The organism is Streptomyces sp. NPDC000941, from assembly GCF_053599555.1.
The window spans coordinates 15023-38289 of record NZ_JBSFMM010000108.1 but is presented as its reverse complement, the minus strand read 5'-3'; the positions used below and the strand labels follow the sequence as shown (position 1 = coordinate 38289).

Annotated in this window: 19 protein-coding genes and 1 tRNA gene; 8 read left to right on the top strand and 12 right to left on the bottom strand. The window is 69.1% G+C overall.

What is annotated here, in order from left to right:
• Nucleotides 1-90 precede the first annotated feature (90 nt).
• Complete coding sequence (locus ACWDSL_RS30120; RefSeq protein ID WP_450490713.1) at nucleotides 91-858, bottom strand: YcnI family copper-binding membrane protein; 768 nt, start codon at nucleotides 856-858, stop codon at nucleotides 91-93.
• Between the two features lie 104 nt (nucleotides 859-962).
• Entirely contained in the window at nucleotides 963-1778 is an 816-nt protein-coding gene (locus ACWDSL_RS30115; RefSeq protein WP_450490711.1) for a hypothetical protein, read from the bottom strand.
• Between the two features lie 201 nt (nucleotides 1779-1979).
• Between ACWDSL_RS30115 and ACWDSL_RS30110 the strand changes: the two genes are divergently transcribed.
• Nucleotides 1980-2468, top strand: coding sequence for an ATP-binding protein (locus ACWDSL_RS30110; protein ID WP_450490709.1), 489 nt, complete (start codon nucleotides 1980-1982; stop codon nucleotides 2466-2468).
• Here the strand turns inward: ACWDSL_RS30110 and pdxR are convergent.
• From pdxR to ACWDSL_RS30095, 3 genes are all read right to left on the bottom strand, one after another.
• Nucleotides 2434-4083, bottom strand: a complete 1650-nt coding sequence (gene pdxR, locus ACWDSL_RS30105) for a MocR-like pyridoxine biosynthesis transcription factor PdxR (protein WP_450490707.1) — start codon at nucleotides 4081-4083, stop codon at nucleotides 2434-2436. The two genes, ACWDSL_RS30110 and pdxR, sit on opposite strands and share 35 nt — an antisense overlap.
• An 84-nt stretch (nucleotides 4084-4167) precedes the next feature.
• A complete protein-coding gene (locus ACWDSL_RS30100; RefSeq protein ID WP_450490705.1) occupies nucleotides 4168-5673 on the bottom strand; it encodes an aminopeptidase P family protein in 1506 nt (501 codons plus the stop codon).
• Nucleotides 5674-5793: 120 nt separating this feature from the next.
• Entirely contained in the window at nucleotides 5794-7257 is a 1464-nt protein-coding gene (locus ACWDSL_RS30095) for a PP2C family protein-serine/threonine phosphatase (protein WP_450490703.1), read from the bottom strand.
• 572 nt (nucleotides 7258-7829) lie between these two features.
• Here ACWDSL_RS30095 and ACWDSL_RS30090 point away from each other — a divergent pair.
• Nucleotides 7830-8504 (top strand): bifunctional DNA primase/polymerase, encoded by a 675-nt coding sequence (locus tag ACWDSL_RS30090; protein ID WP_450490701.1) that lies wholly within the window; start codon nucleotides 7830-7832, stop codon nucleotides 8502-8504.
• A gap of 696 nt (nucleotides 8505-9200) precedes the next feature.
• On the opposite strand, the gene ACWDSL_RS30085 is transcribed toward ACWDSL_RS30090, so the two are convergent.
• The 3 genes from ACWDSL_RS30085 to ACWDSL_RS30075 all read right to left on the bottom strand — a co-directional run bounded on the left by ACWDSL_RS30085 (nucleotide 9201) and on the right by ACWDSL_RS30075 (nucleotide 11930).
• Nucleotides 9201-10169 (bottom strand): DUF5926 family protein, encoded by a 969-nt coding sequence (locus ACWDSL_RS30085; protein WP_450490699.1) that lies wholly within the window; start codon nucleotides 10167-10169, stop codon nucleotides 9201-9203.
• A gap of 193 nt (nucleotides 10170-10362) precedes the next feature.
• On the bottom strand, nucleotides 10363-11031 hold the full coding sequence (locus ACWDSL_RS30080) for an ATP-binding protein (protein WP_450490697.1): 669 nt from the start codon (nucleotides 11029-11031) through the stop codon (nucleotides 10363-10365).
• A gap of 65 nt (nucleotides 11032-11096) precedes the next feature.
• Entirely contained in the window at nucleotides 11097-11930 is an 834-nt protein-coding gene (locus ACWDSL_RS30075; RefSeq protein WP_450490695.1) for a glycerophosphodiester phosphodiesterase, read from the bottom strand.
• Nucleotides 11931-12146: 216 nt separating this feature from the next.
• Between ACWDSL_RS30075 and ACWDSL_RS30070 the strand changes: the two genes are divergently transcribed.
• Nucleotides 12147-13724: a trypsin-like peptidase domain-containing protein gene (locus ACWDSL_RS30070; protein ID WP_450490693.1), complete on the top strand. Its 1578-nt coding sequence runs from the start codon at nucleotides 12147-12149 to the stop codon at nucleotides 13722-13724.
• A 45-nt stretch (nucleotides 13725-13769) separates the two neighbouring features.
• Nucleotides 13770-13856, top strand: a tRNA-Ser gene (locus tag ACWDSL_RS30065).
• A 1604-nt stretch (nucleotides 13857-15460) separates the two neighbouring features.
• Here the strand turns inward: ACWDSL_RS30065 and ACWDSL_RS30060 are convergent.
• The 4 genes from ACWDSL_RS30060 to ACWDSL_RS30045 form a co-directional block, all read right to left on the bottom strand.
• Nucleotides 15461-15619: a hypothetical protein gene (locus ACWDSL_RS30060; RefSeq protein ID WP_450490691.1), complete on the bottom strand. Its 159-nt coding sequence runs from the start codon at nucleotides 15617-15619 to the stop codon at nucleotides 15461-15463.
• Nucleotides 15620-16306: 687 nt separating this feature from the next.
• On the bottom strand, nucleotides 16307-16690 hold the full coding sequence (locus ACWDSL_RS30055) for a hypothetical protein (protein ID WP_450490689.1): 384 nt from the start codon (nucleotides 16688-16690) through the stop codon (nucleotides 16307-16309).
• Nucleotides 16691-16869: 179 nt separating this feature from the next.
• Nucleotides 16870-18354, bottom strand: coding sequence for a reverse transcriptase domain-containing protein (locus ACWDSL_RS30050; RefSeq protein ID WP_450490687.1), 1485 nt, complete (start codon nucleotides 18352-18354; stop codon nucleotides 16870-16872).
• Between the two features lie 538 nt (nucleotides 18355-18892).
• On the bottom strand, nucleotides 18893-19627 hold the full coding sequence (locus ACWDSL_RS30045) for a GntR family transcriptional regulator (RefSeq protein WP_450490684.1): 735 nt from the start codon (nucleotides 19625-19627) through the stop codon (nucleotides 18893-18895).
• A 238-nt stretch (nucleotides 19628-19865) separates the two neighbouring features.
• On the opposite strand from ACWDSL_RS30045, the gene ACWDSL_RS30040 reads away from it, so the two are divergent.
• From ACWDSL_RS30040 to ACWDSL_RS30025, 4 genes are read left to right on the top strand one after another with little or no spacing between them, the layout of a single operon-like run.
• Nucleotides 19866-20141 carry a hypothetical protein gene (locus tag ACWDSL_RS30040; protein ID WP_450490682.1) on the top strand — a complete coding sequence of 92 codons (276 nt, stop codon included), beginning with the start codon at nucleotides 19866-19868 and terminating at the stop codon, nucleotides 20139-20141.
• Nucleotides 20138-21562, top strand: a complete 1425-nt coding sequence (gene repSA, locus ACWDSL_RS30035; protein ID WP_450490680.1) for a replication initiator protein RepSA — start codon at nucleotides 20138-20140, stop codon at nucleotides 21560-21562. The genes ACWDSL_RS30040 and repSA overlap by 4 nt, the downstream gene beginning before the upstream one ends.
• A complete protein-coding gene (locus ACWDSL_RS30030) occupies nucleotides 21559-21774 on the top strand; it encodes an excisionase family DNA-binding protein (RefSeq protein WP_450490715.1) in 216 nt (71 codons plus the stop codon). The genes repSA and ACWDSL_RS30030 overlap by 4 nt, the downstream gene beginning before the upstream one ends.
• On the top strand, nucleotides 21774-22952 hold the full coding sequence (locus tag ACWDSL_RS30025; RefSeq protein ID WP_450490678.1) for a tyrosine-type recombinase/integrase: 1179 nt from the start codon (nucleotides 21774-21776) through the stop codon (nucleotides 22950-22952). Before ACWDSL_RS30030 ends, ACWDSL_RS30025 begins: the two co-directional genes overlap by 1 nt.
• Nucleotides 22953-23267 lie beyond the last annotated feature (315 nt).

Here is a 23267-nt window from a genome sequence, read left to right as displayed (position 1 = left end):
TTGTTGACTGGAGTTAAGACGTGTGATCTTCCGTACTGAATTTAGAGGCCTCAGGGGCCTTGAGTGGGGCTCAGGGGCCTTGAGTGGGGCTCAGGCGTTGCGGCGGCGGCCGGCGAGGACGCCGAAGGCGACACCGGCGATCCCGATGACGATGCCCACGATGCCCAGCACGCGGGCGGTGGTGTCGCTGCTGTCACCGCTGTCACCGCTGGAGTCGGAGGCGGTCTCCTCCGTCTTCTCGGCCTTCGCGTTCTGGGCGGCGCTGTCCGTGTCGCCCGAGTCGGCGGAGCCGTGGCCGTCGGAGCCCTCGGCCGGCTTGACGAGCTTGAGCACCGGCGCCGGGTTCTCGGGCTCCGGCGCGCCCTCCTTGGGCGCCTCGATCCAGCGCACGACCTCCTTGTCGTCGTACGTCTGGAGGGCCTTGAAGACGAGCTGGTCGGCGTCCTCGGGCAGCTCGCCGACCGACAGCGGGAACTGCTGGAAGGTGCCCGGCTCGATCTTGCCGCCGGTCCAGGTGACCTTGGTGACCGCCTCGCTGATCTTCTCGCCGTGCACCTCGACCGGCTTGGCGAGCTTGGTCTTGGTGAGTTTCACGTCCCAGCCGGGCACCGGCTGCGCCATGACCGAGGCCAGCGGGTGGTCGGTGGGCAGGGTCACCTCGAGCTTGACGGTCGAGGCGTCGTCCTTCTCGTTCGGCACCTTGAAGGCGATGGTGCTGTAGCTGCCCTGCTCGGCCTGGCCCGGCTGCACGCTGACGTGCGCGAAGGCGGGGGTGGCCGCGAGCACCACCAGGGCTCCCGCTGCGATACCGCCCATGATCGGAAGACGGCGTAGACGGGGAAGACGCATGGCGTTCATGACAAGACACTCCATGGACAGGAATGAATCAGGGTGGGTGGGTGTGTGGCGCGCGTGCGGCGACGGCGCGAACGCCCCGGGCCCGCCGGAGTGCGCCGCGTCGGTCAAGCCGCGAGGGTGAAGCGCGGCGGGCCCCGCCTGATCACACTGTGCTGGAGTACGAACGTCCTGGCCCCGGCGCCGGCACCGTCATCGTCTCGTCCGGGCGTACGCGGACGGCGTACGGAAGCGGGGTCCGGCTTGTGCTGACCGGCGCGCAGCGCGCGTACCAGCCGCAGCGCGGCGCGCAGCGCCCGTACGAGCGCGGCCTCCGCGACCCCGCGCGCCCCGTCCGCCGACAGCCGCACCGCCCGCCACACGGCCACCTCGCCGCGCCGCAGTAGCCAGCCGACGGCGAGGGCGGCGAGCAGATGCCCCAGCACCATCGGCGGCGACGGCAGCAGGGCGCCCGGGTGCGCGGCCTCGATGACCGGCCCGGACGCCGCCTGGTGCGCCGCGGCGGGGTCGAGCCCGGCGCGGCTGACGATCCGGTGCGCCATGGCGGCGTCCACCCGGACGGAGCCCGCGCCGCACAGCAGCCTTCCGGCCATGGCGGTCACCCCGCCCTGGGAGCCGCCGCCCGTTCCCGGGGTCATGGATGTCTGCTGGGTGGTGCTCTGCCCGAGCACGAAGAGCGCGTGCAGTGCGAGCTGGCCGACGCCCAGGAGCGCCGCGATGCCCGGCAGCGACCGCTCGCGCCCGGCCAGCGGGGCCACCACGGTGAACAGCACCGCGCAGCCCACGCCCAGCGTCCACAGCGGCACCGTCGTACAGGAGGCGAGCATGTGCCCGCCCGCGGACAGCACGACGCAGACCGCGGTGAAAACCGCGGCCCGCAGTATCCGCAGATCGGCTCCGGCGCGACCGTGGGGGGCAGACATGGCCGCGCCATCATCCCACTGGGCCCGGGTTTCCCCTACGGCGGGTAGGGCGTACCGACGCACACCTGGACAGCCCCATACACCGATATACGGAATACGCGCTTCCGCCGAATGAGCGGAGTCACGTCAATCACACGCTTACGGACCATGGACCCAGGCAATACGTAACGGTATGTCGAGCCGTGGCCGGGAGGCTGGAGCATGAGCATCTGGTGGTCACTCCATCTGCCGCGTGAGGCGGCGAGCGTCCCGCTCGCCCGGCGCCTGCTCCTCGGCACCATGGAGACAGCAGGGGTCGATCCCGAAATCTCTTACGACTTGTCGGTCGCCCTCTCCGAGGCCTGCGCGAATGCGGTCGAGCACGGCGGTGGCGCGGACGGCGCGGGCGGGGACTACAGAGTCACGGCCTATATCGACGGCGACACCTGCCGCATCGAGGTCACCGACTCCGGTCCCGGATTTCCCCGCCGCCCCTCCCGTCCCGACCGGGGCGACTGGGCCAAGACCCCCCAGGCCCAGCACACCGCGAGACAGCCGGCCCCCGCCCAGGCAGAGCATGGGCGAGGGCTTTTTTTGATCGAGGCGCTGACCGACCGGGTCCGCTACCGCGACCGCCCGGGGCACGGCGGTGTGGTGGTCAGCTTCGACAAGATCCTCAAGTGGCGCGAGGACTCCCTGACGGGCGTTTGACCGTCGCGTCGTCCCTCCCGCTTGTTGTGGGTGCGGTCGTCGTGATTGCGGTCGTCGTGGTTGCGGTCGTGGTTGCGGTGGAGTCGCCGAGGTCGGGCGGGAGCCCGCGGCACAGCGCGTCCAGCGCGCCCGTGAAGGAGTGCTCGGGCGGGGTGGAGTAGCCGACGACCAAGCCCTCGCGGGGCGGACCCGCGGCCTCCGGGTGGCGGTAGTCGGCCAGGCCCTCGATGGCGAGGCCCTGCCAGGCGGCGGCCTGGACGACGGACCGCTCGGTGCCCGGCGGCAGTTCGAGCACCGCGTGCAGCCCCGCCGCCACACCGCTGACGCGGATGTGCGGGGCGCGTTCGGCCAGGATGGCGACCAGCTGGTCCCGGCGGCGGCGGTAGCGCTGGCGCATCCGGCGGATGTGCCGGTCGTACCCGCCCGATTCGATGAAGTCGGCGAGAGTCAGCTGGTCGAGCGCGCTCACCCACGCCTCCCGCTCCCCCTTGGCGGCCAGGACCTCGTCCACCAGATGGTCGGGCAGCACCATCCAGCCCAGCCGCAGGGCCGGGGACAGGCTCTTGCTGACCGATCCGACGTACAGCACATGGTCCGGGTCCAGGCCCTGGACGGCGCCCACGGGCTTGCGGTCGTAGCGGAACTCGCCGTCGTAGTCGTCCTCCAGGACCAGCCCGCCGCGGGCCCGGGCCCAGTCGACGGCGGCCGCCCGGCGCCGCGGGTGCAGCGGCCCGCCGGTGGGGAACTGATGGGCGGGGGTGAGCAGCACGGTCCGTACGCCCTGGTGCGAGGCCAGCTCCTCGGTGCGGGCGCCGTCCGCGTCCAGGGGCAGCGGCACGGTACGGATCCCGGCGGCGGTGAGCAGAGAGCGGTGGAAGCCGAGGCCGTACGCCTCCACGGCTGCCGTGCCGCGCAGCGCCGGCGTTCCGGCCAGCAGCCGCAGCGCGTGGGCGTAGCCGGAGCAGATGACGATCCGGTCGGCGTCGGTGCGCACCCCGCGGACGCGGGCCAGATACTCGGCCAGCGCGAGGCGCAGCTCCGGGCGCCCCTGCGGGTCGCCGGGGCCGAAGGCCTCGTTGGGCGCGGCGGTCAGGGCACGGCGGCCGGAGGCCAGCCATGCGGCGCGGGGGAAGGAAGCGGCGTCGGGCTGGCCCTGCAGCAGATTGTGGACGGGCTCGGGAGGGCGCGCGGGCGCTCTCCGGGCCCGCCGTACGGGCCCGCCTCCGGCCGACGCGGTGGCGGGTGGCACGCCGGAAACCACGGCCGGGCGGCCCCGCCCCTGCCCTTGCCCCCGCCCCTGTCCCCGTCCCCTGGCACGCCGGGGCGGGGGCGGGGCGGCGCGGGGCGCGACCCGGGTGCCGGAGCCCTGGCGGGCGGTCAGCCAGCCCTCGGCGACCAGCTCGGCGTAGGCGTCGGCCACGGTGTTCCGAGCCAGGCCGAGGTCGACGGCGAGGGAGCGGTACGGCGGCAGCCGGGTGCCGGGGGCGAGCCGACCACTCCGGATGGCCTCGCGCAGCGCCCCCATCAGGGCCGCCCGGCGGCTGCCCGTACCGGACAGCTCCAGGTGGAGGTCACTGCCGAGGCCGTCTGCCGAATTGACCCAGGATTCCGCCATGGAACCGGACGATACCGCTGGTCACCAGCCCCGCGAGCCCCGACCACCGACCGCTGCCCGAGCCCTGACCGAACCCTGCGGGCCTTACGAACCCTGAAGGAGCGCGGCCATCCATGCCTCGACGTCATCCGAGGTGCGCGGCAGGGCGGCCGAGAGGTTTCGGTTGCCGTCCTCCGTGACCAGAATGTCGTCCTCGATACGGACGCCGATGCCCCGGTACTCCTCGGGCACGGTCAGATCGTCGGCCTGGAAGTACAGGCCGGGCTCGACCGTGAGGCACATACCGGGCTCCAGGGTGCCCTCGGCATACGCCTCCCGGCGGGCCGTGGCGCAGTCGTGGACGTCCATGCCGAGCATGTGGCCGGTGCCGTGGAGCGTCCAGCGGCGCTGCAGGCCAAGCTCCAGGACGCGCTCGACCGGGCCCTCGATGAGGCCCCACTCGACCAGCTTCGCGGCCAGGACCCGCTGGGCGGCGTCGTGGAAGTCGAGGTACTTCCCGCCCGGCTTGACCGCGGCGATGCCCGCCTCCTGTGCCTCGTACACCGCGTCGTAGATCTTGCGCTGCAGCGGGGTGAAGCGGCCGTTGATGGGGATCGTGCGGGTCACATCGGCGGTGTAGAGCGTGGGGGTCTCCACGCCCGCGTCCAGGAGCAGCAGCTCCCCGGAGCGGACCGGGCCGTCGTTGCGCACCCAGTGGAGCGTGGTGGCGTGCGGGCCGGCGGCGCAGATGGAGGCGTAGCCGACGTGGTTGCCCTCGACGCGGGCGCGCAGGAAGAACGTGCCCTCGATATAGCGCTCGGAGGTGGCCTCGGCCTTGTCGAGGACCTTGACCACGTCCTCGAAGCCGCGCACGGTCGAGTCGACGGCCGCCTGCAGCTCGCCGATCTCGAACTCGTCCTTGACCAGGCGCTGCTCGCTGAGGAACGTTCGCAGCTCCGCGTCGCGCTCGCCGGTGACCTTGTCCGTCAGCGCCGCTTCGAGGCCAGAGTCATGGCCGCGCACGATGCGCACCGGGCCGGTCGCGGCCCGCAGCGCGTCGGGGAGCTCGCGCACGTCCTTGGCCGGCAGGCCGAGCAGCTGCTCGGCCTCGGCGAGGCTGTGCCGGCGGCCGACCCACAGCTCGCCCTGGCCGTCCAGCCAGAACTCGCCGTTCTCCCGGTTGGAACGGGGCAGCAGGTACACGGTCGCGGTGTGGCCCTTGGCGCCGTCCGGCTCCAGGACCAGGACGCCGTCGTGGGTCTGGTCGCCGGTCAGATACGCGTACTCCGTGGCGGCGCGGAACCCGTACTCGGTGTCGTTGGAGCGGGTGCGCAGATTGCCCGCGGGGATGACCAGGCGCTCCCCCGGGAATCGCGCGGAGAGCGCGGCGCGGCGGCGGGCGGTGTGCGGCGCCTGCTCGATGGGCTCAAGGCCGCGCAGCTCGGTGTCGTCCCAGCCTGACCTCATGTTTTCGGTGAGCTCGTCGGAAATGCCTGCGTAAAGGCTGTTCTTCCGCTGCTTGATGGGCTGCTCCCCGGCCTCTGGGGTCTCCAGGGCCTCGGAAGTGGGCTCCTCGGTCACGTCATCCTCCTCGAGCTGGACCGTGTCCATGGTAGGTGGGGGGTATGACAGCCGGGATGTGCATGATCCACCGGTGATCGCGGACTATGGCCGGTTTCAGGTGGTTGGTGGTTGGTGGCGGGTCGGCTGGTTGATGGCGGGGCGGCGCGGTCAGTCGAAGCGGGCGACGAGCAGGACGACGTCCTCCGTGCCGTCGTCCGCGTCCGCACCCTGGCCCGTTCCGCCGCTGGGGAGGACCGTGCGCAGCAGATGGTCCGCGAAGCCGTCCGGGTCGCTCCGTACGGCCCTGGGGGCACTCGCGGCGGCCGTGTGCAGCCGTGCGAAGGCCCGGTCCATGGGCTCTCCGGTGCGGTGGAGCAGCCCGGCGCTGTAAAAGAGGAGCGTTTCTCCGCGGCCCGGTTCGAGCTCCACGCTGGGCGCTTCCCAGCAGGAGAGCATGCCGAGCGGGGCGGACAGGGCGGTCTCCACGAACTCGGTGCGCCGCTCGCCGGTGATCAGCGGCGGGCAGTGTCCGGCCCCGGCCAGCACCACCCTGCGCGGTAGAGGCTCGTAGTAGGCGAAGAGCGCGGTCGCGGAGCGGGCGGGTTCGGTCAGCCGCAGCAGCAGTTCGAGGTCGGAGAGGACGGCCACCGGATCCTCGCCCTCCATCACGGCGTACGCGCGCAGGGACGCCCGTAGCCGCCCCATCGCGGCGACCGCGCTGGGGCCGGATCCGGTCACCCCGCCGACGGACAGGCCGAGCGCGCCGTCGGGCAGCGGCAGCGCGTCGTACCAGTCGCCGCCCCCGCGGGGAGCGGCGCGGTGGCGTACGGCGAGGCGCACTCCGGGGATCCGGGGCAGCCGCGTGGGCAGCAGCTCCTCCTGGACGGTCGCGACGGTGGCGCGGGCGCGGGCGAGCTCGACCAGCCGGGCGAGGTGTGCGGCGGCGTAGCGGCAGTACAGGCCCACGAGGTGGCGCTGGCGCTCCGCGGGCTCGGCCGGCTCGTCGTACAGCCACGCGGCCGCGCCGAGCCGCCCGAGGGGTCCTGGGGCGCCGGTGTGACTGTTCGAGGCGGTGCTGGGGTCGGCGAGCGGGTCCAGGGCCACGGCGTAGCTCGCGGAGTAGCCCAGACGGGCGGCGACTTCGCGGTGGCGCGGGTCGAGGTCGGCCTCGCCCGGGATGTCGGGGTGGGCGACGCCGGGCCGCGGCTCGCCGTCCGGCTCGGGCAGCCCGTCCAGGAGGTGGCCGGCGGTCGCGGTGCCGCGCGGGATCGTCTCGATATGGCCGAGGTCGGCGCGCCCGAGGCCGAGGCCGACGGTGGTGACCGGGCCGAGCCCGTCGGCCGGTTCCAGCGCGACCAGCCCGCGCCGGGCGCCGACGAGCGAGGCTCCGGCGCGCAGGAGTTCGTCCAGCGCGTCGTCCAGCGTGCCCGTAAGGGCGAGCCGCTCGGTGAGTTCGTGGAGGGTGGTCAGGTCCGAGAGCCACGCGGCCAGATGGTCCTGGACCGCGGGATCGGCGGCGGGGCTGGGGCCGGGGTTGGGGGCGTGGGGCGGCGTGACGGGGTCGGAAGTGTGCGTGGGGGCGGGGAGGGAAGGATCGATTCCGGCCACTTTCGGCGGGTGGGGTGAACTCATGGCCCACTGCCTTCGCACGCGGCCTCCGGCTTGCTCAATAGCATCGCAAACCCCCTGTCGTGCTGCGCCGCTACGGTGCCGCTACTGTCTCCAGATGTACACGCACCCGAGAGGCGATGTCCAGCATTGTCCCGGTGGTCTTGTTGGTGTCTGTGCTGAATTGAACTTGGCCGAAAAGAGGTCGTTACGTTGCCTATTTAGGGTCGACTGGCGTCATTCGACAGCGCGTCGTCCCCGCCGCGGCGGGTACACATTCGGAGAAGGGCAGGGGCAGTTGGGACCGCCCCGGAACCCCGTGGCCGGTCCAGGCGTCATAGACGGCAACGGCAGGCGCCCATCCCCGAGTGGCGAGGGAAGCACCACCGAAGACGGCAAGCGCCATGCGCGCGCCACCCTTCGCCACGTTCCACGCTCGGCCTGAGGCGTGATGCGCTGCCTTGTACGCGCAGTGACTTGTGATCCACGTGGTGTGACGGTCCGAACATCTCCGGACAGCGCCACGTAGTGCCATGTGAAGTGCCATGTAGTGCGACGGAACAGCCCTCGGCGTTAACGGAAAGGAACGAGCGCTCATGCGCGAGATCCTCGGAAGGCGACGCAAGTTCTCGCTGCGGCGCGGTGCGCGATCGCCGCTGCTCCGTGCGGCGCTCACCTGCGCCACCGAGTGGCAGTGGCCCGTACTCCCCGGCGTGGGCCTGGCGCCCGGCAGCGGCCGGTCGCGCGAGTGCGGATGCCCCCAGCCGGACTGCGCGGTGCCCGGCGGCCACCCCTTCGACCCCGTACTCCTCGCGGCGACCACCGACCAGCGCATGGTGCGCTGGTGGTGGACGAACCGCCCGACCGCGCCCGTGCTCCTGGCCACAGGGGGGCGCGGCCCGTGCGCGGTGAGCCTGCCGGCGGTCGCCGGGATGCGAGCCCTGGACGCCATCGAGCGGTCCGGCGTACGGCTCGGCCCCGTGATCGCCACACCCACCCGGTGGGCGCTTCTGGTGGCCCCGTACTCCCTCGAAGAGCTCGGCGATCTGCTGTACCGCCAGGACTGGGTGCCCAGCTCGCTGCGGTTCCACAACGAGGGCGGCTATCTGGTGCTGCCCCCCTCGCAGATCGGCGCGGGCGGGGTGCGCTGGGAGCGGGCCCCGCTGCGCCGCGGGGGGCGGCCGTGGCTGCCCGAGGTCACCACGGTGGTGGACGCGCTGATCGAGGCGAGCACCAGCGCACCCGACGGCGGCAGCCGACTCGCCTACTGACGACGCCTGCCGTGCCCCCTGAGACCTCCTAAGGCCCGCTGAGGCCCCCTGAGGTCTCCTGACACCGCCTGTACTCACGCCTCTGACGCCTCCCGGCGCGCCTGTTGACCCCGCCCCGCCGTACGTGCGTGCGCGGGGTCTTGGCGCGGCCCGGTGACGCGGCCGGGGGATGGCGCCTCGGGGATGGCGCCCGGGTGCCGCGGCCGGGGATGGACCCGCCCGGGGATGCCCCGCGGAACGCCGGAGAGGCGGCGAGCGGCGCCGCCGGTGCCGTCCCCGGGGCCCCGGTGGCCGTGAGGCCGCCCGCGGCGCGGAGACGGCCGTGTGGGCCCTCGCGGTTGTGGTTGCGGTTGCGGTTGCGACGGGAGCGGTCCGCGGTCGTGAGGAGAACGGTCCGAGGTCGCGCCGGGAGAGGTCTGCCGAGGCCGCGCGGTACGGGAGCCAACTCACGGCACCGCGGGGGGCGTTGGCCGCCCCGTGCGCCTGCGCGAGGCGCGGGCTGCGGAGCGGACATGGAAGCGCCCGGTCGCTGGCGACGGGGGATGCACCAGCGACCGGGCTTTTAAAACCGTAACAAGAGATCGGCGGTTCGCAAATTCGATCGCGGATTTCCGGACGCGTAATTGCAGGGTGTAGCGGAGAGTTGTGAGCAGTGTCACGCGTACGGTCGCCCCGCGCCCCAGCCCGGTACGACCGTCAGCTGAGCGTCACCTGACGGTTGGTGAGACCGCCGCGCGCCCGCCGCTGTTCGGCGGTCAGCGGGGTGTCGGAGGTCAGCGCCTCGGCGAGCCGCTCCGCGAACGCCTCGGCGGGCTTCTCCGTCTCCTCCGCGCCCATCGCGCCGGGCAGGTCCCACACCGGCACGGTGAGGCCGTGCGCCCGGAAGGAGCCGACCAGCCTGGTGCCCTCGCCGAGCGAGGAGGCGCCCGCGGCGTGCAGCCGCGCGAGGGCGTCGAGCAGCTGCTCCTCCGGGTGGGACATCACCCAGCGCAGGTGGTTCTTCTCCGGCGTACGGCACCAGTACGCGGCCTCGACGCTGGTTAGCCGGGCGGTCGGGATGGCGGCTGCGTTCGCCCGTTCGAGGGATGCGGCGACCTCACCGCTGGCGCTCGCGGCGTCCTCGAGCCAGAACTCGAACCCGTCGTGCAGGGTCGGCGAAAAACCGCCCTTCGGATCGAGCAGATCCTGCAGCCGCGGGCCCTCTCCGGCGACCCGTTCGGCGGCGACCGGCGTCCCCGGCTCGGCGGTCAGGGCGCGCTGCAGGGTGTCGGCCAGGTCGCGGCTGATGTCGCCGGAGGCGGTGTCGTTCTGCAGGCCGAGCAGCACGGCGCCGGTGTCCCGGCGCAGCGCCGGCCAGGCCATGGGCAGCACGGTGGCGAGGGTCACGGACGGAACGTCCTCGGGCAGGCCCTCGACGAGGTTCAGCTCGACGGTCGCGGCGGGCACGAGCTCGCGCAGCGCGACCCAGTCGCATTCGGCGGGCAGCCCTTCGAAGGGGCGCTGAACCAGCTCGGTGACGGCGTGCGCGGCCTCCCGGCCGTGGCAGGCCTTGTAGCGGCGGCCCGAGCCGCACGGGCAGGGCTCGCGCGCCCCCACCACGGGGATCTCCGCGCTCGTGACCCGCGGTCCGGCCTTCGTCGTCTGGGGGCGGCGCTTCTTGCCCATGGCGTGGCTGTCTCCCGATCGTGCGGCTCGTGGCGTCCTCGTACGGCCGCGTGCGTCTCGTACGGCCGCGGTCGCTCCGTACGGCCCGTACGACTGGTACGGGCGGGAGCCTAGCCCTTTGGCCGAACCCAGTCGGCGAACCCCGTCGGCGAGGCCGACCGTATGCCCTGGGCGAATGCCCTGGGTGGGTGCCCTAAGCGAGCTCGTCCAGATCGGCGAAGTCGAGATCAGGGTCGAGATCCGGGCCGAGGCCGGGATCAAGATCAGGACCAAGGCTGGGATCGAGATCGGGGTCGAGCCTCGGGAGGAGGGTGACGGGCCTGTTGAATCCGTCACGAAAGCCGTCACGGAGTCCGTCACGGTCGGGAAGCGACGCCCATACGGTCACTTCCCCGGTGCCGTCACGCACCCCCCAGTCCTCGGCGAGCGACGTGATGATGTTGAGCCCGCGGCCGCCACGCGCAGTGATCGAGGGATTGGCCGGAACCGGCCTTGTCGGTCCGCCACCGTCGGTCACTTCGACGGTCAGCCGGCCGTACTCGTCGACGTGCCAGGCCGCCCGGACGGTCCCGTCGCCAGCGTCGGAGCCCAATGGCCGACCATGTCGCCATGCGTTGCTGAGTAGTTCCGAAAGGATCAGTACCGCATCGTCTATGACCGAATCCGATACCCCAGTCCTGCTCAAATCGTCACGCATCCGGTGCCGTGCCGCACCTACGCCCGCAGGACCATGGGGTACGGCCATGGTCGAAGCCGTCGGCACCTGCCGTGCCACCACCAACGCCACCCCCGAGACCTCCTTAGCCCCACGCCACGGGATGGATGCCCCGCAGGGCTGGAGCAGAAACAGGCCATGTGGCATCTGGTGACGCACTCGTCACGATCAAATACGTACCGAACGCGCCGGTGCACGCCTTGTAATGCCCATTATGGGCGTCCGAGTTGGGACAGTACCTCTTTGGGGCGGTTCGTAATCACCGCGTCGACGCCCAGATGAGCGCACAGTTCGACATCGGCCGGATCGTCGACCGTCCATACGTGCACTCGGTGCCCCGCGCGGTGCAGGCGCGCCACATAGTCGGGGTGATTGCGTACGATCCGGATGCTCGGCCCCGCGATGCGCACCCCGCGTGGCAGCGCGCCGTCCCGGTGGCGCGGCAGCAGGAACTGCATCAGATAGACCGTGGGGACCGCGGGCGCCGCCGCATGCACCCGGTGCAGCGAGCGCGCCGAGAAGCTCATGACGCGCACGCGCGAGGGCTCGCCGGGCGGCGGGGAGTCGAGGCCGTAGCGGCGGAGCAGGTCGAGCAGCCGCTGCTCGACCTGGCCGGCCCAGCGGGTCGGGTGCTTGGTCTCGATGGCCAGCTCGATACGGCGTCCCGCGTCGGCGACGAGCTCCAGGAGCCGTTCGAGGGTGAGGACCGCGGTGTTGTCGCGGCTGTCGCGGTCCGGCTCCTCCTTGTCGCTCGCCTGCCCCTTCCAGGAGCCGAAGTCGAGGGCGGCGAGATCGGCCAGCTCGAGGGCTGAGACGGCGCCCCGGCCGTTGGAGGTGCGGTTGACGCGGCGGTCGTGGACGCAGACCAGGTGCCCGTCCGCGGTCATCCGGACGTCGCATTCGAGCGCGTCGGCGCCGTCCTCGATGGCCCGGCGGTACGCGGCCAGGGTGTGCTCGGGGGCGTCCTCGGAGGCGCCGCGGTGGGCCACGACGGAGGGGGTGTGCGGACCGGGGCGGATGTCCCGGTCCGGGCGCTCATAGGTCACCGCGTTATGGTGCCACCGCCCGGTGCGGGGCGTCGCAGGAGGTCCCGTTCACCGCCGCGCGGATTGGCGGCGGTCCGTTTTGTCCGGGATAAAGGTTGGTAGCCCACGGGGCCACCGCTCCTTACAGCGGTCTGACGCGCGGTGGGAAAAGCTTACGTTGGACATTCGTAAGCGTGGGCCGCCGAAGCAAACTGTCGTGCACATGAGGAGAGAGCTGTGAGCACCGAGAACGAGGGCGCTGCCGTTCCGCCTGAGCCCGGGTCGCGTCCGGCACCTCCGACGCCGCACCCCGACCCCGCCGTGCCCCCGGCGCCAGACTTCAAGCCGGCGGTCGGCGCGGCCCCGGACGCCCCGTCCGGGCCCATAGGCCCGCCGGGCGAGTCGGCGGCGGGATCCCGCCTGCCCGAACCCGCGCACCCGGCCCCCACCCCACCCGTGGCCCCGGCCGTCGCGCCCCCGGCCGTCGCGGCCGACGGCGCCCCCGTCGCCTCGGGCGCCGGACACCCCCTCCCCGACCCGGCCGCGGGCTCCGACGGTACGGCGGCGTGGTGGGCCGAAGGCGGCGGCCAGGCCGCCCAGGACGGCCCACAGGCCCTCCACGGCTCCCCCGGCGGCCCGGCCGACCCATGGGGGACCGTTCCCGCCCCGCCCTCCCAGCCCCCGGCGCGCAAGCGCTCCGGCGGCCTCGTCGCCGCCCTCCTGGCCGCCGTCCTCGTCGCCGGCGGCATCGGCGGCGGCATCGGCTACTGGGCCGCCGACCAGAGCGACAGCAGCGACTCGACCACGATCTCGGCCCTCGGCAACCCGAAGTCGGAGAGCCGTACGCCCGGCTCCGTCTCCGACATCGCGGGCAAGACCCTGCCGAGCGTGGTCACCATCGAGGCCCAGGGCAGCAACGGCGAAGGCGGCACCGGCACCGGCTTCGTCTACGACACACAGGGCCACATCCTCACCAACAACCACGTCGTCGCCTCCGCCGCCGACAACGGCAAGCTCACCGCCACCTTCTCCAACGGCAAGCGATACACCGCCGAGGTCGTCGGCCGCGCCCAGGGCTACGACGTCGCCGTCGTCAAGCTGAAGAACGCCTCGGGCGCCAAACTCACCCCGCTCCCGCTCGGCAACTCCGACAAGGTCCAGGTCGGCGACGCCACCGTCGCCATCGGCGCCCCCTTCGGCCTTTCCGGCACCGTCACCACCGGCATCGTCAGCGCCAAGAACCGCCCGGTCGCCTCCAGCGACGGCGGCGGCGGCAACGCCTCGTACATGAGCGCCCTGCAGACCGACGCCTCCATCAACCCCGGCAACTCCGGCGGCCCCCTGCTGAACGGCGACGGCGGTGTCATCGGCATCAACTCCGCCATCCAGTCCGCGGGCAACGGCGGCGGCCTCGGCGGCGAGACCCAGCAGTCCGGCAGCATCGGCCTCGGCTTCGCCATCCCCATCAACCAGGCCAAGCACGTCGCCCAGCAGCTGATCAAGACCGGCGAGCCCGTCTACCCGGTGATCGAGGCCACGGTCAACATGAAAGACACCGGCGGCGGCGCCACCATCGCGGGCAACGGCGCCGGCGGCAGCCAGGCGGTCGTCCCCGGCGGCCCGGCCGACAAGGCCGGCCTGAAGGCCGGCGACGTCATCGTCAAGCTCAACGACACGGTGATCGACAGCGGCCCGACCCTGATCAGCGAGATCTGGACCCACAAGCCGGGTGACAAGGTCACCATCACCTACAAGCGCGACGGCAAACAGTCCACGACCGAGGTCACCCTGGGACAGCGCAAGGGTGACAGTTGACGCGCTAGGCTGATCCCCGCGCCGCCCCAGGCGGGCCCGGCGCGAGGAGGCTTGCCCGAGCGGCCTAAGGGAACGGTCTTGAAAACCGTCGTGGCAGCGATGTCACCGAGGGTTCAAATCCCTCAGCCTCCGCCGCTATATGGCCCCTGACCTGCAACCGAGGTCGGGGGCCTTCGCCTTGTCCACTGCCTGCCGTTGGCCGCTGTTCCCTGTGGTTTCCCGCCCGACCGGGCACGCGAGGGGCACGTGCCCGAGTCGGTGGAGCGGCTTTGGCCGGTGTCCTGCCCGGTTTGGGGTCGAGCATGATCAGGGGGCCGTACGCTGGTTGGCAACTCGGGCAGGCTTTGGACCTGCCCGCAATGAGCACGAGTGGCCCCCTGGTCTTGCTCGACGCGGGACCCGAACCGGGGAGGTGGGTAAAGCCGTGGAGCCGACCCCCAGCCACGACGGTGCTCTCCTCGGCCAAGGTGCTTGCTGCTGGCGCGCGGCACGGCGGCCGGGCAGGATGGCTCGGCGGTCCGCCGACGTCCGCTGGTGGCGTCGGAGTGCGGGGCCGTTGGCGTCACGGCTGGCGTCAGGCGACCACTTGGCGATTGGGGCCTGTCCCGGTCGGCTGCGGGCACTCGCTGACTACCGCTTTAGGAGAGATGCTGAGGTTTCGTACCGGTGACCTGCGGCTTCGATACCTCGTGAGGCTGTCGGCAACTCAATCGCGAGACACCCTCGTTGACCGTGACTGACCCCTGCATCTGGCACGGCTGTGGCACGAGCCTTAGCCGAGGACAGCCACGACGGCAGGTGCGCCGGACGACCGGGCACGAGTAGGCACTCACGCCTACTCGTCGACTACGGCTTCCGTGGCCTGCCTCCTCCCCTGCTGCGTGCTCCGTACCAGAGGTGTAGCTGCTCCCAGCACAGCGACTCCCGTGCTGATCGGCAAAGCAAGGCTAGGGACAATCGAGACACTGTAGACGACCGCGAGCGTCACAAGTCCGAGCGTGATCGTCCAGATGGGGGGACGGAACCGGTGGGCAGCCTTGCCCAGGACCCGTACATTCATTGAGACACACACCTTCTTCGTGGGATGCGATGACGAACTGGGTGAGAGCGGCCTCCCGTTGCCCCGGGGGGCCGCTTGTCGTTCGACGTGTCGTCACTCTGCTTCATGACAAGGCAACCTGTGTGAGTTCACCTCGGACCCTTTGGCCCGCTTGTAGTTTGTAAAGCCGTACGGGGAAACTTGCAGGTCAGTACCGTGGACCGTTGCGGGCCAAAGGGTCAGTAACCTCTCACCCCGTAGTTCAGACCCTTTGGCCCGCTTGTAGTTTGTAAAGCCGTACGGGGAAACTTGCAGGTCAACGCCATGGACCGTTGCGGGCCAAAGGGTCAGATGGGGGGACAGGGTGCCGAGAAACGCAACTCGCCGTTCAGTGCGAATGCATGGTTTGGAAGCCCTGGAAGGGCGCCTCATGCACGCCAAGGCTGCGCTGCACCGACTCCAGGCGCGAGGGGCCGGCACACTCGCGGCTGTGCGGATTCGATCGGCACTCATCACGGGGCATCCGTACAACCCACCTCCGATAGCTCGGATTTCGGCACCCCGGGGTATCAATTTGCAGGTCTATCTGCTAGCCCTGTTCGAGGCCCAAACCAGGAGGCGCACTGGCCAGGCGGGCCCCTGTCCGCTACCTCTTTTTGGCGCCGGCAATGAGAACTCGTGGTCCGGACTGGTGGTGTCAATGGCGAAGCAAAATATGGATGCCGCTGTGCCGGTGACGGCAACGCAGAATCGCATCCGTCAAATCAAGTCGGCAATCAAAAGGCTCGCCGATGAAGGTTTGGTACTCCGTGACGTCGGAGACGTGGACAATCCAGCGCCATTGATGTTGCTGCATGAATCCGGGCTACTAGATCCAGAAAGAAATGAGTATCACATTCCGGATCGACACGAGCGGCCTCCGGCGATTATATCTGTGCCGGTGCACTTCTTCACGAGTGGGTGGGTGTACCTACTCACACCCTCGGAGATCCGCATGTACCTTGTGCTGCGACACCTAGCCGGGCGCTTTCCCGGGGCGCATGAGGGGCGGGGGGTGTACTGCACGGAGCGGGACAGGGAATGGCTGTACAACATCACGCGAGACATCTATGAATCGCATCTAATGCTCGCTAGGTTTGGCTTGATTGAAAAGGTTGAGAATCCTCTGCGGCACCGTGATGGGAAAGTAGTGAACTTCGGAGAGTTTCTGAGTAGGGGAGGTGTGGTTCCGCCTCACCGATTCAAACTAGCTTCCGACTCCGTACTCTTTGATTCGGCGCTTGATCGAATCCGTAAGGCGCTCATGAATTACCCGCCAAGTTTCGCGCAGATGACGCAGGGTCTTTCACGTCCACCTCGCTGATTTAGCCCCTCCCGTGATGTTCGTGGATCACACCCATCCCCGGGGCTCCCCACTCGTTCCGTCCGCAGCACGTGACCGGCTGACAGGAGAAAATGATGTACGTGCTCGCAGGCGCTAACTGGCAAGCCGTTCGATTGTTCTAACCGATGCCAAGCCCTATAGGTATGAGTGCGTTATGCTTCAAATCGACAGATTCGAGAATTCATTCAACACTGCATGGTCGAAGTGGAGTATGAAATCTCGGGATACAGTGGCAGACTTGAGGGGAGTTTCTGGGGTGAGAATAACCGAGCGACCGTTCAGCCCCACTCCCAAAACTCTGGGAAGCTGTTCCCTGATGCGGAAGAAGTCCTTATGCTTCGCAACTTGCAGGTCGGTCAGACGTCCATCGCCATGAACAATGCAGTTCCGTAGATCGATGACGGCGTTGAAATCCTGAGTTGGCTTGTCGCCAGTGATGTTCACTCCGAAGGCAGAGGACAGCCATTTGCGTCTGGATTCCCACGATCGGTAGATGGAATCTTCAACCTCGGCATGCAGCTTTCTCCCCAAAGGAAGGCTCATGGCTTGGTCTGAATCGAAAAGACGCTTAAGCACCTTGTCTACGTGAGCCTCAACCAGTGTGGCACAAGATACGACGGAGGATCGAATACCGTCATAATCCCCTTCATTGTATAGACGGGTGCCGAGTGGGGTGATTCTCCTCAGTGAATTCTCGCCGCTATCTGTGAGTCTCCACGAATTCAATTCTGTTGCCCCCACTCATATGCGCCCTTATTGATAGGGCGTCCGCTGATCACGGAGTTGACAACTGACCTGTTGAGCGTGCCCTGGCGTCCCATAGACGCCGCTATGCCGTGCTCTGAGATGGCCGTCGTCTCTCTGAGTAGAGACATTGCCATGTCGTCGGTGAAAAGGCCGAACTTTGCTGACACCCAGGCGGCCTCGGCTCTGACGATTTCGTGTCGGTCATTACACTGGCCTTGAGCCCAGTCGAGAACCCATTTGGCATCAGCGGTGTCACATGCAGGAAGTTTTCCCGCCACGTGAAGGAGCCAAATACGGGCCCATGGGCCAACTTTCCCAGCCTGCACTATGCTACGAAGCAGTGACCAATTCTCGGTTGCCTCGTCGAATCCCTTCATGCGGCTGAGGACGTACTTGCAGACCCGTTCAAGCCGCAACGGGTCTCGGTATATAAGATCTGTGAAGACCTGGGCGTCGATACGCCGATCTTTCTGAAGAGCTGTCAGTGCATACGGAATCATCTTGCGTAGTGCTACTTCGGCTTGATTCTCCGTGTCAGGTTTTCCCCGCTTTGTATGACTGTGCCAGTCGTCAACTATGCGATGCATGGAAGCAATGAGTGCTTCCTCTTCAGCCGGGAGTATCTCCACGAATTCGACGTCGTAGTCACTGCCAGCTAGTTGAACCAAAGTGAGCTTCGCCTTCGCTCGGTCCAGGTACCGCTGCTGGAGTTCCCGTTCTTTGTCAAGGCGTTCCTTGTACCGATCTACCCTGAAGATTTTTGTTTTATCCGAGGACAGGATCAGCCCCAAATCGCGGGCGTATTCCGCTGCGTATTCGATTACCTCATTTGCGGCGTCCCAGCTGTCGACTCTGACACGAAAGTCGTCTGCGTACCGCAAGATGTCCAACTTGTGCCGCATCAGACGACGCTCCAGAACGCTCAGGTAGAGGTCAGCAAGCCTGTCGCTGGGCGAAGAAAGTTGAGGAAGCCCTCGATTGTTAAAGGAGCACCTTTCTAGGAAGGAGCGTATCGCCTCAGCCTTATCGGCGTTCATGGTTCGAATTAGAAGTTCACGATGAAGGATTTCGTGATCGATGAACTCGTAACAGGCGGCGATGTCTATTTCGACTACGTACTCACTGGGTGACTGCTTGGCGAAATCTTCATAAGCCTCCCACTTTCCGCCGGCGCGACTGTCGGGCTCTAGATGTTTTTCGATCGAATCTATCAGGGCAACAAATAGGGAGCGGGCTGATACGTCTGGAATGACGATTGGGCGCTGCCCGAACTTCTTTTTGGGCATCGTAATTGTCTCTACTGGGATAGCTGTCCGTGGGCTCGAGGTCAGCCCCACCAGCCCGGCAACCGTCTCGTGTGAATGCTCCAACGACCTGTCAGTTATAAGGGAGGGCAGCCTATCCAGCGGCGTGGCCAGTGTTTTGGCCACTGCCTTGGTGATGTTCAGGTCATTGGTCATGTGATCCCTGCCCTGGCCTTGATCTGCTGAGTAAGAATAGGATGGCAGGCTGGGAACGTGCAGTCACGTTGACCAGAGGGCAAGATGAGTTTGGCAAGGAAGGTCCGGCTAGCGTCCGCCTGCTGGGCCTCGGCGCGGTCAGGTTTGCCAGCCAGTTCTGGCCTGAGCCACCGAAAGTCAGCCACGACGGCGGGTGTGCCGGGCGAGCACCCGCCACGTGTGCCTCCAGTAACCTCGTGCTGGCCCTAGCCACGCTTCTCCTATGCGTCGCGGCAGTACTCGTTCCAGCCTGGTCGTTGTCGACGCGGCTGCGGAGCGGGAATTGGTTACGCGGTGTGACCGCGTTCGGTGGGGTTATGGCGCTTGGACCGGTTGCGTACCTCTGGGCTCGGCTGTTCGTCTGGAGGTGTTGCGCGCTGAGCGGCTGGGGCCGCCGCAGCGGTGGCGGAGACATGGAGCGGCGGCGGCCCATGGCCGCCAGCGCGCGCGGGCCGCCGAAGGCGGACCGCCTTGATGAGGTAGAGAAATCCGTAACAGCTCAGCTGCTCAGGCGGTATTCCAGGACGTACGAACCGGCGTCCAGAAGCATCTGGTTGACCTCCACGGGGCGCTCGTCCTCGGTGAAGGCGGTGCGGCAGATCTCCAGGACCGGAGTGCCGGCGGCCAGGTTCAGGGCGGCGCGCTCCTCCTCGCTCGGCATCCGGGCCCGCAACTCCTCGGCGAAGTTGACCGGTTCCGCTCCCAGTTCGGCCAGGCGGGCGTAGATGCCTCCGGGGCCTGGGTTGGGCTCGGAGATCGCCGTTCCTCGGACCAGGTCGGCCGGGAGGTAGGAGGTCGCGATCTGTACCGGGCGGTCCTCGACGGCGTACTTCCGGCTGCGCACGAGGACAGGGGCGCCAGGTTCGAGGTTGAGCAGACGTCCGATCTGGTGTGGGGCCTCGGTCTCGTAGACCTGGACGTCGGTCGCCAGCGGGCGCCGGTCGACGTCGGCGGCCCAGATGGACTGTCCCGAGGACCAGCGGGACTTGGACAGACGGTCATTCGCCACTCGCCGGATCGGCCGGAACTCCCTGACGTAGGTGCCGGAGCCGGGGCGGGCGTACGCGAGTCCCTCGGTCACGAGGATCTTGAGGGCCTGGTTGGCGGTCATCTTGGCTACGCCGTACGTCTTCACCAGGGAGGGTTCACCGGGCAGCCGATCGCCCGGCTGTAGGTCACCGGATTCGATCCGCGCCCGGAGATCGTCGGCGATCTGCCGCGCAGTCTCGGGCATTGTCTCTCCACTCCTCGATGCTCCCTAGGGTGGTCAGCCTACCCGCCACCCCCTGCCGGACGCACGAACGCATACCCGATCGTTCCCCCGACTCACGGCTATCCGCAGGTCTCGTTGACATCCTTAGGGAGGTCTAGTTTTAATCTCCCTAGGGAGGTAAAGACTCCCTGAAGAAGGGCGGCGCCCCTACCGCCAAGCAGATGCGCCGCCCCACCCCTCTTCCAAGGGAGCCTCCATCATGCCTGTCTCGCTGATCCACCCCGACCGCCGGACCGGGGTCCCGGCGCCGAAGATCGTCCGCCGTTCCGTCCGCACCTGCCCGGTGTGCGGCAAGGCACGCTGCCAGGACCCGGCCGCCTGCCGTACGGCCTTCGGCACCACCGAGTGGCTGGAGTGCCCTGCCTGCGCGGGCAGCGGCTACGACACCACCGGTTTCCAGCTCTACTGCCCCGACTGCGGCGGCGCGAAGGTCCTGGAAGTCGAGATCATCGACACTCCGGGGGTGGGCGAGTGACGGCCTTCCCGATAGCCCCGGAGGCCGTGGCCGGTCCTGCGGCCGCCGTGGGCACCGACCCGGTGACCCTGGCTGATCTGCTGCGGGTCGCTTCGGCGCCCGGCTTCGACCGCTGGCGCGAGCAGGTTCGCCGTACAGGGGGCTGCTCGGATCCGATCCACCTTTCCGGCACGTCCGTCACCCGGGACGTACGGACCGGGGACGTCCTCCACTCTTACTCCACGGCCGAGGAGCCGGGCGGCCGTTTGCGGGTGGCCTGCGGGAACCGGCGTGCCTCCCGCTGTCCCTCGTGCGCCTGGACGTACGCGGGAGACGCGTACCACCTGATACGGGCCGGGCTCACCGGGGACCCTCGCATGGGCGTCCCTGACGGTGTACGTGTCCACCCGGGCGTCTTCGCCACCCTCACCGCGCCCTCCTTCGGCCCGGTCCACAACCGCCCCGACACCGGCCGCTGCCGCTGCGGTGTCGTCCACGCCGACGACGCCCCCGAACTCGGCACGGCGCTGGACGCGGACACATACGACTACGCCGGGGCCGTCCTGTGGAACAACCACGCCGGTGACCTCTGGCGCCGGTTCACGATCTACCTGCGCCGGGAGATCGCCGCCCGGGCCGGGATCACCCAAGCCACGCTGCGGGAGGTCTGCCGGATCTCCTTCGGCAAGGTCGCCGAGTTCCAGAAGCGCGGTGCGATCCACTTCCATGCCATCGTGCGCCTGGACGGTCCGGCCGGTCCCGACGACATCCCGCCCGCGTGGGCGAGCACCGGCTTGCTCGGCGATGCGATCCGTGCCGCCGCCGGTCGCGTCCGTGTCCCTGTCCGGGCCGCCGGAGACTTCCCAGCGCGTGTCCTGCGCTGGGGCGCGCAGGTGGACGTACGAGCGATCGGGACCGACGGACAGGAACTCAGCGAGTCGGCCGTAGCCGCCTACGTGGCGAAGTACGCCACCAAGGCGGCCGAGTCCACCGGCACGGTGGATCGCCGGATCGGGGAGCTCTCGGAACTCGACAAGAGGCCCGGCCTGCTCGGTCACACCCGTCGCCTTCTCCAGGCGTGTCATGCACTTGACCAGCACTACCCCGACCGGAAGCTCTGGGCCTGGGCCCACATGCTCGGCTTCCGTGGCCACTTCCTCACCAAGTCCCGCCGCTACTCCTCGACCTTCGCCGAGCGCCGCCAGGTCCGCGCCGACTTCCGCGCCCGCCAGGAACGGCGGGAGAGGGGCCTGCCCGAGGACCCTGCCGACGCGGAGGGCTCCACGCTCGTGCTCGCCCACTGGTCCTACGCCGGGCACGGCCACACCCCCGGCGAATCCTGGCTCGCCGCAACGATCGCAAAGGAGATCCGACTGAACCGAGAGACCGCACGTGAAGCCCTGGCGGACATGCCCGAACCGGAGATGGCGGGGAGGCGCTGACCGTGGATCGTCTGCTCACCGTGCAGGAAGTCGCCGAACGACTCGGCACCGGCGTCCGGTTCCCGCGCCGCCTCGTCGAAGAACGCCGCATCACCTTCGTGAAGGTCGGCCGACACGTCCGGATCCCTGAATGGGCCTTGGCAGCGTACGTGTCCGAACACACGGTGCAGCCGATCGCCCTGCCGCCCAACGGCCTCGGGAGGGCTGCCTGATGGCTGGCAAGCGCAAGACGCGCAGGGCGTTCGGCCGTGTCCGCAAGCTCCCGTCCGGCCGCTTCCAAGCGCGCTATCCGGGACCTGACGGTGTGCTGCGACCTGCGGACCGTACGTTCGCCACCTCGACCGATGCCGACCGGTGGCTTGCCCGGAAGCGCATCGAGATCGAAGAGGGGCGCTGGCTCGACCCGGCTGAAGGGCAGACCACCGTACGGGACTGGGCGGCTCGGTGGCTCGCCGCCGTCTCCCCGCAGCTCAAGCACAAGACCCAAGCCTCCTACCGGTCCCTGATCAGCTCCCTGATCGTCCCGGCGCTCGGTGACCGTGAGCTGTCCGGCCTCCGGCCGATCACGGTGGCGGAGTGGGTCGGCGGCATGAAGTCCAAGGGACTCAGCGCGTCACGCACCCGGCAGGCGTACCGGGTCCTGTCGCAGATCATGCGGGCTGCCGTCGACAACGACATGATCCCGCAGACGCCGTGCCGGGGCGTGAAGCTGCCTCGGATGCCGCAGACCGAGCCGCACATCCTCACCCCGCTCGAAGCCTCCCGGATCGTGCGGAGTGCCGCCAAGCCTCATGACCTGCTGATCGCGCTGCTCGCGTACGCGGGCCTGCGAGTCGGTGAGGCGTTCGCCCTCCGGCGCGTGGACATCGACGTGTCCGGCGGCCTCGTCCTGGTGGACGGGAACCTGGCCGAAGCGAACGGCACCTTGGTCTTCGACACCCCGAAGTCGCATCAGAAGCGGCTCCTTCGCGTTGGCCCTTCACTGGCGCAGCGGCTCGGCCGGCACCTGGAGACTCTGCCCGGTGGGGATGACGCGCTCCTGTTCACCACGCCCGGCGGGAAGCCGCTTCGCTACAACCAGTGGCGCAAGGCGTACTTCGACCCCGCCGTGTCGTCGGCCGGGCTGACCGGCGTGACTCCGCATGACCTCCGGGCCTCGCATGGGACCTGGGTCGCCGACCGGTACGGCGTGATGACCGCTGCCCACCGGCTCGGCCACTCGAACGCGAGCGTCACCACCCGGCACTACGCCCGGCCGGTCGCCGGTCGCGATGACCAGGTGGCCGAAGCGGCCGACTCTTGGCTCAGCGGGCACGAGCACGAGCCTGGGGCACGCAGCGGGCACAATGACGATGACGACGGGTCCGCCGGAGTGCTGGCATCCGTCTGACCTGCGGCGGAGCGGCCGGGCCGCCGTACCGCCGAGAGATCTTGAAAACCGTCGTGGCAGCGATGTCACCGAGGGTTCAAATCCCTCAGCCTCCGCCCAGGTGAGAGAACGAGCACGCCAGAAGGGGGCCCCGATCCAAGGGGTGCCCCTTCTGTGCTGGCGTTGTCTCACTCCGCCCCGACGGGCGCGGTCACCGTCTTCGCCGTCCCTCCGCACCGCCCTGGAGATCTCTCCTGGAACGTCATCCGCATGGCTTGAGAAGGGGCGGGACGGCCGAGCGGGAACGGCCGCCGCCGTTGCCGCTCGGTGTCACTC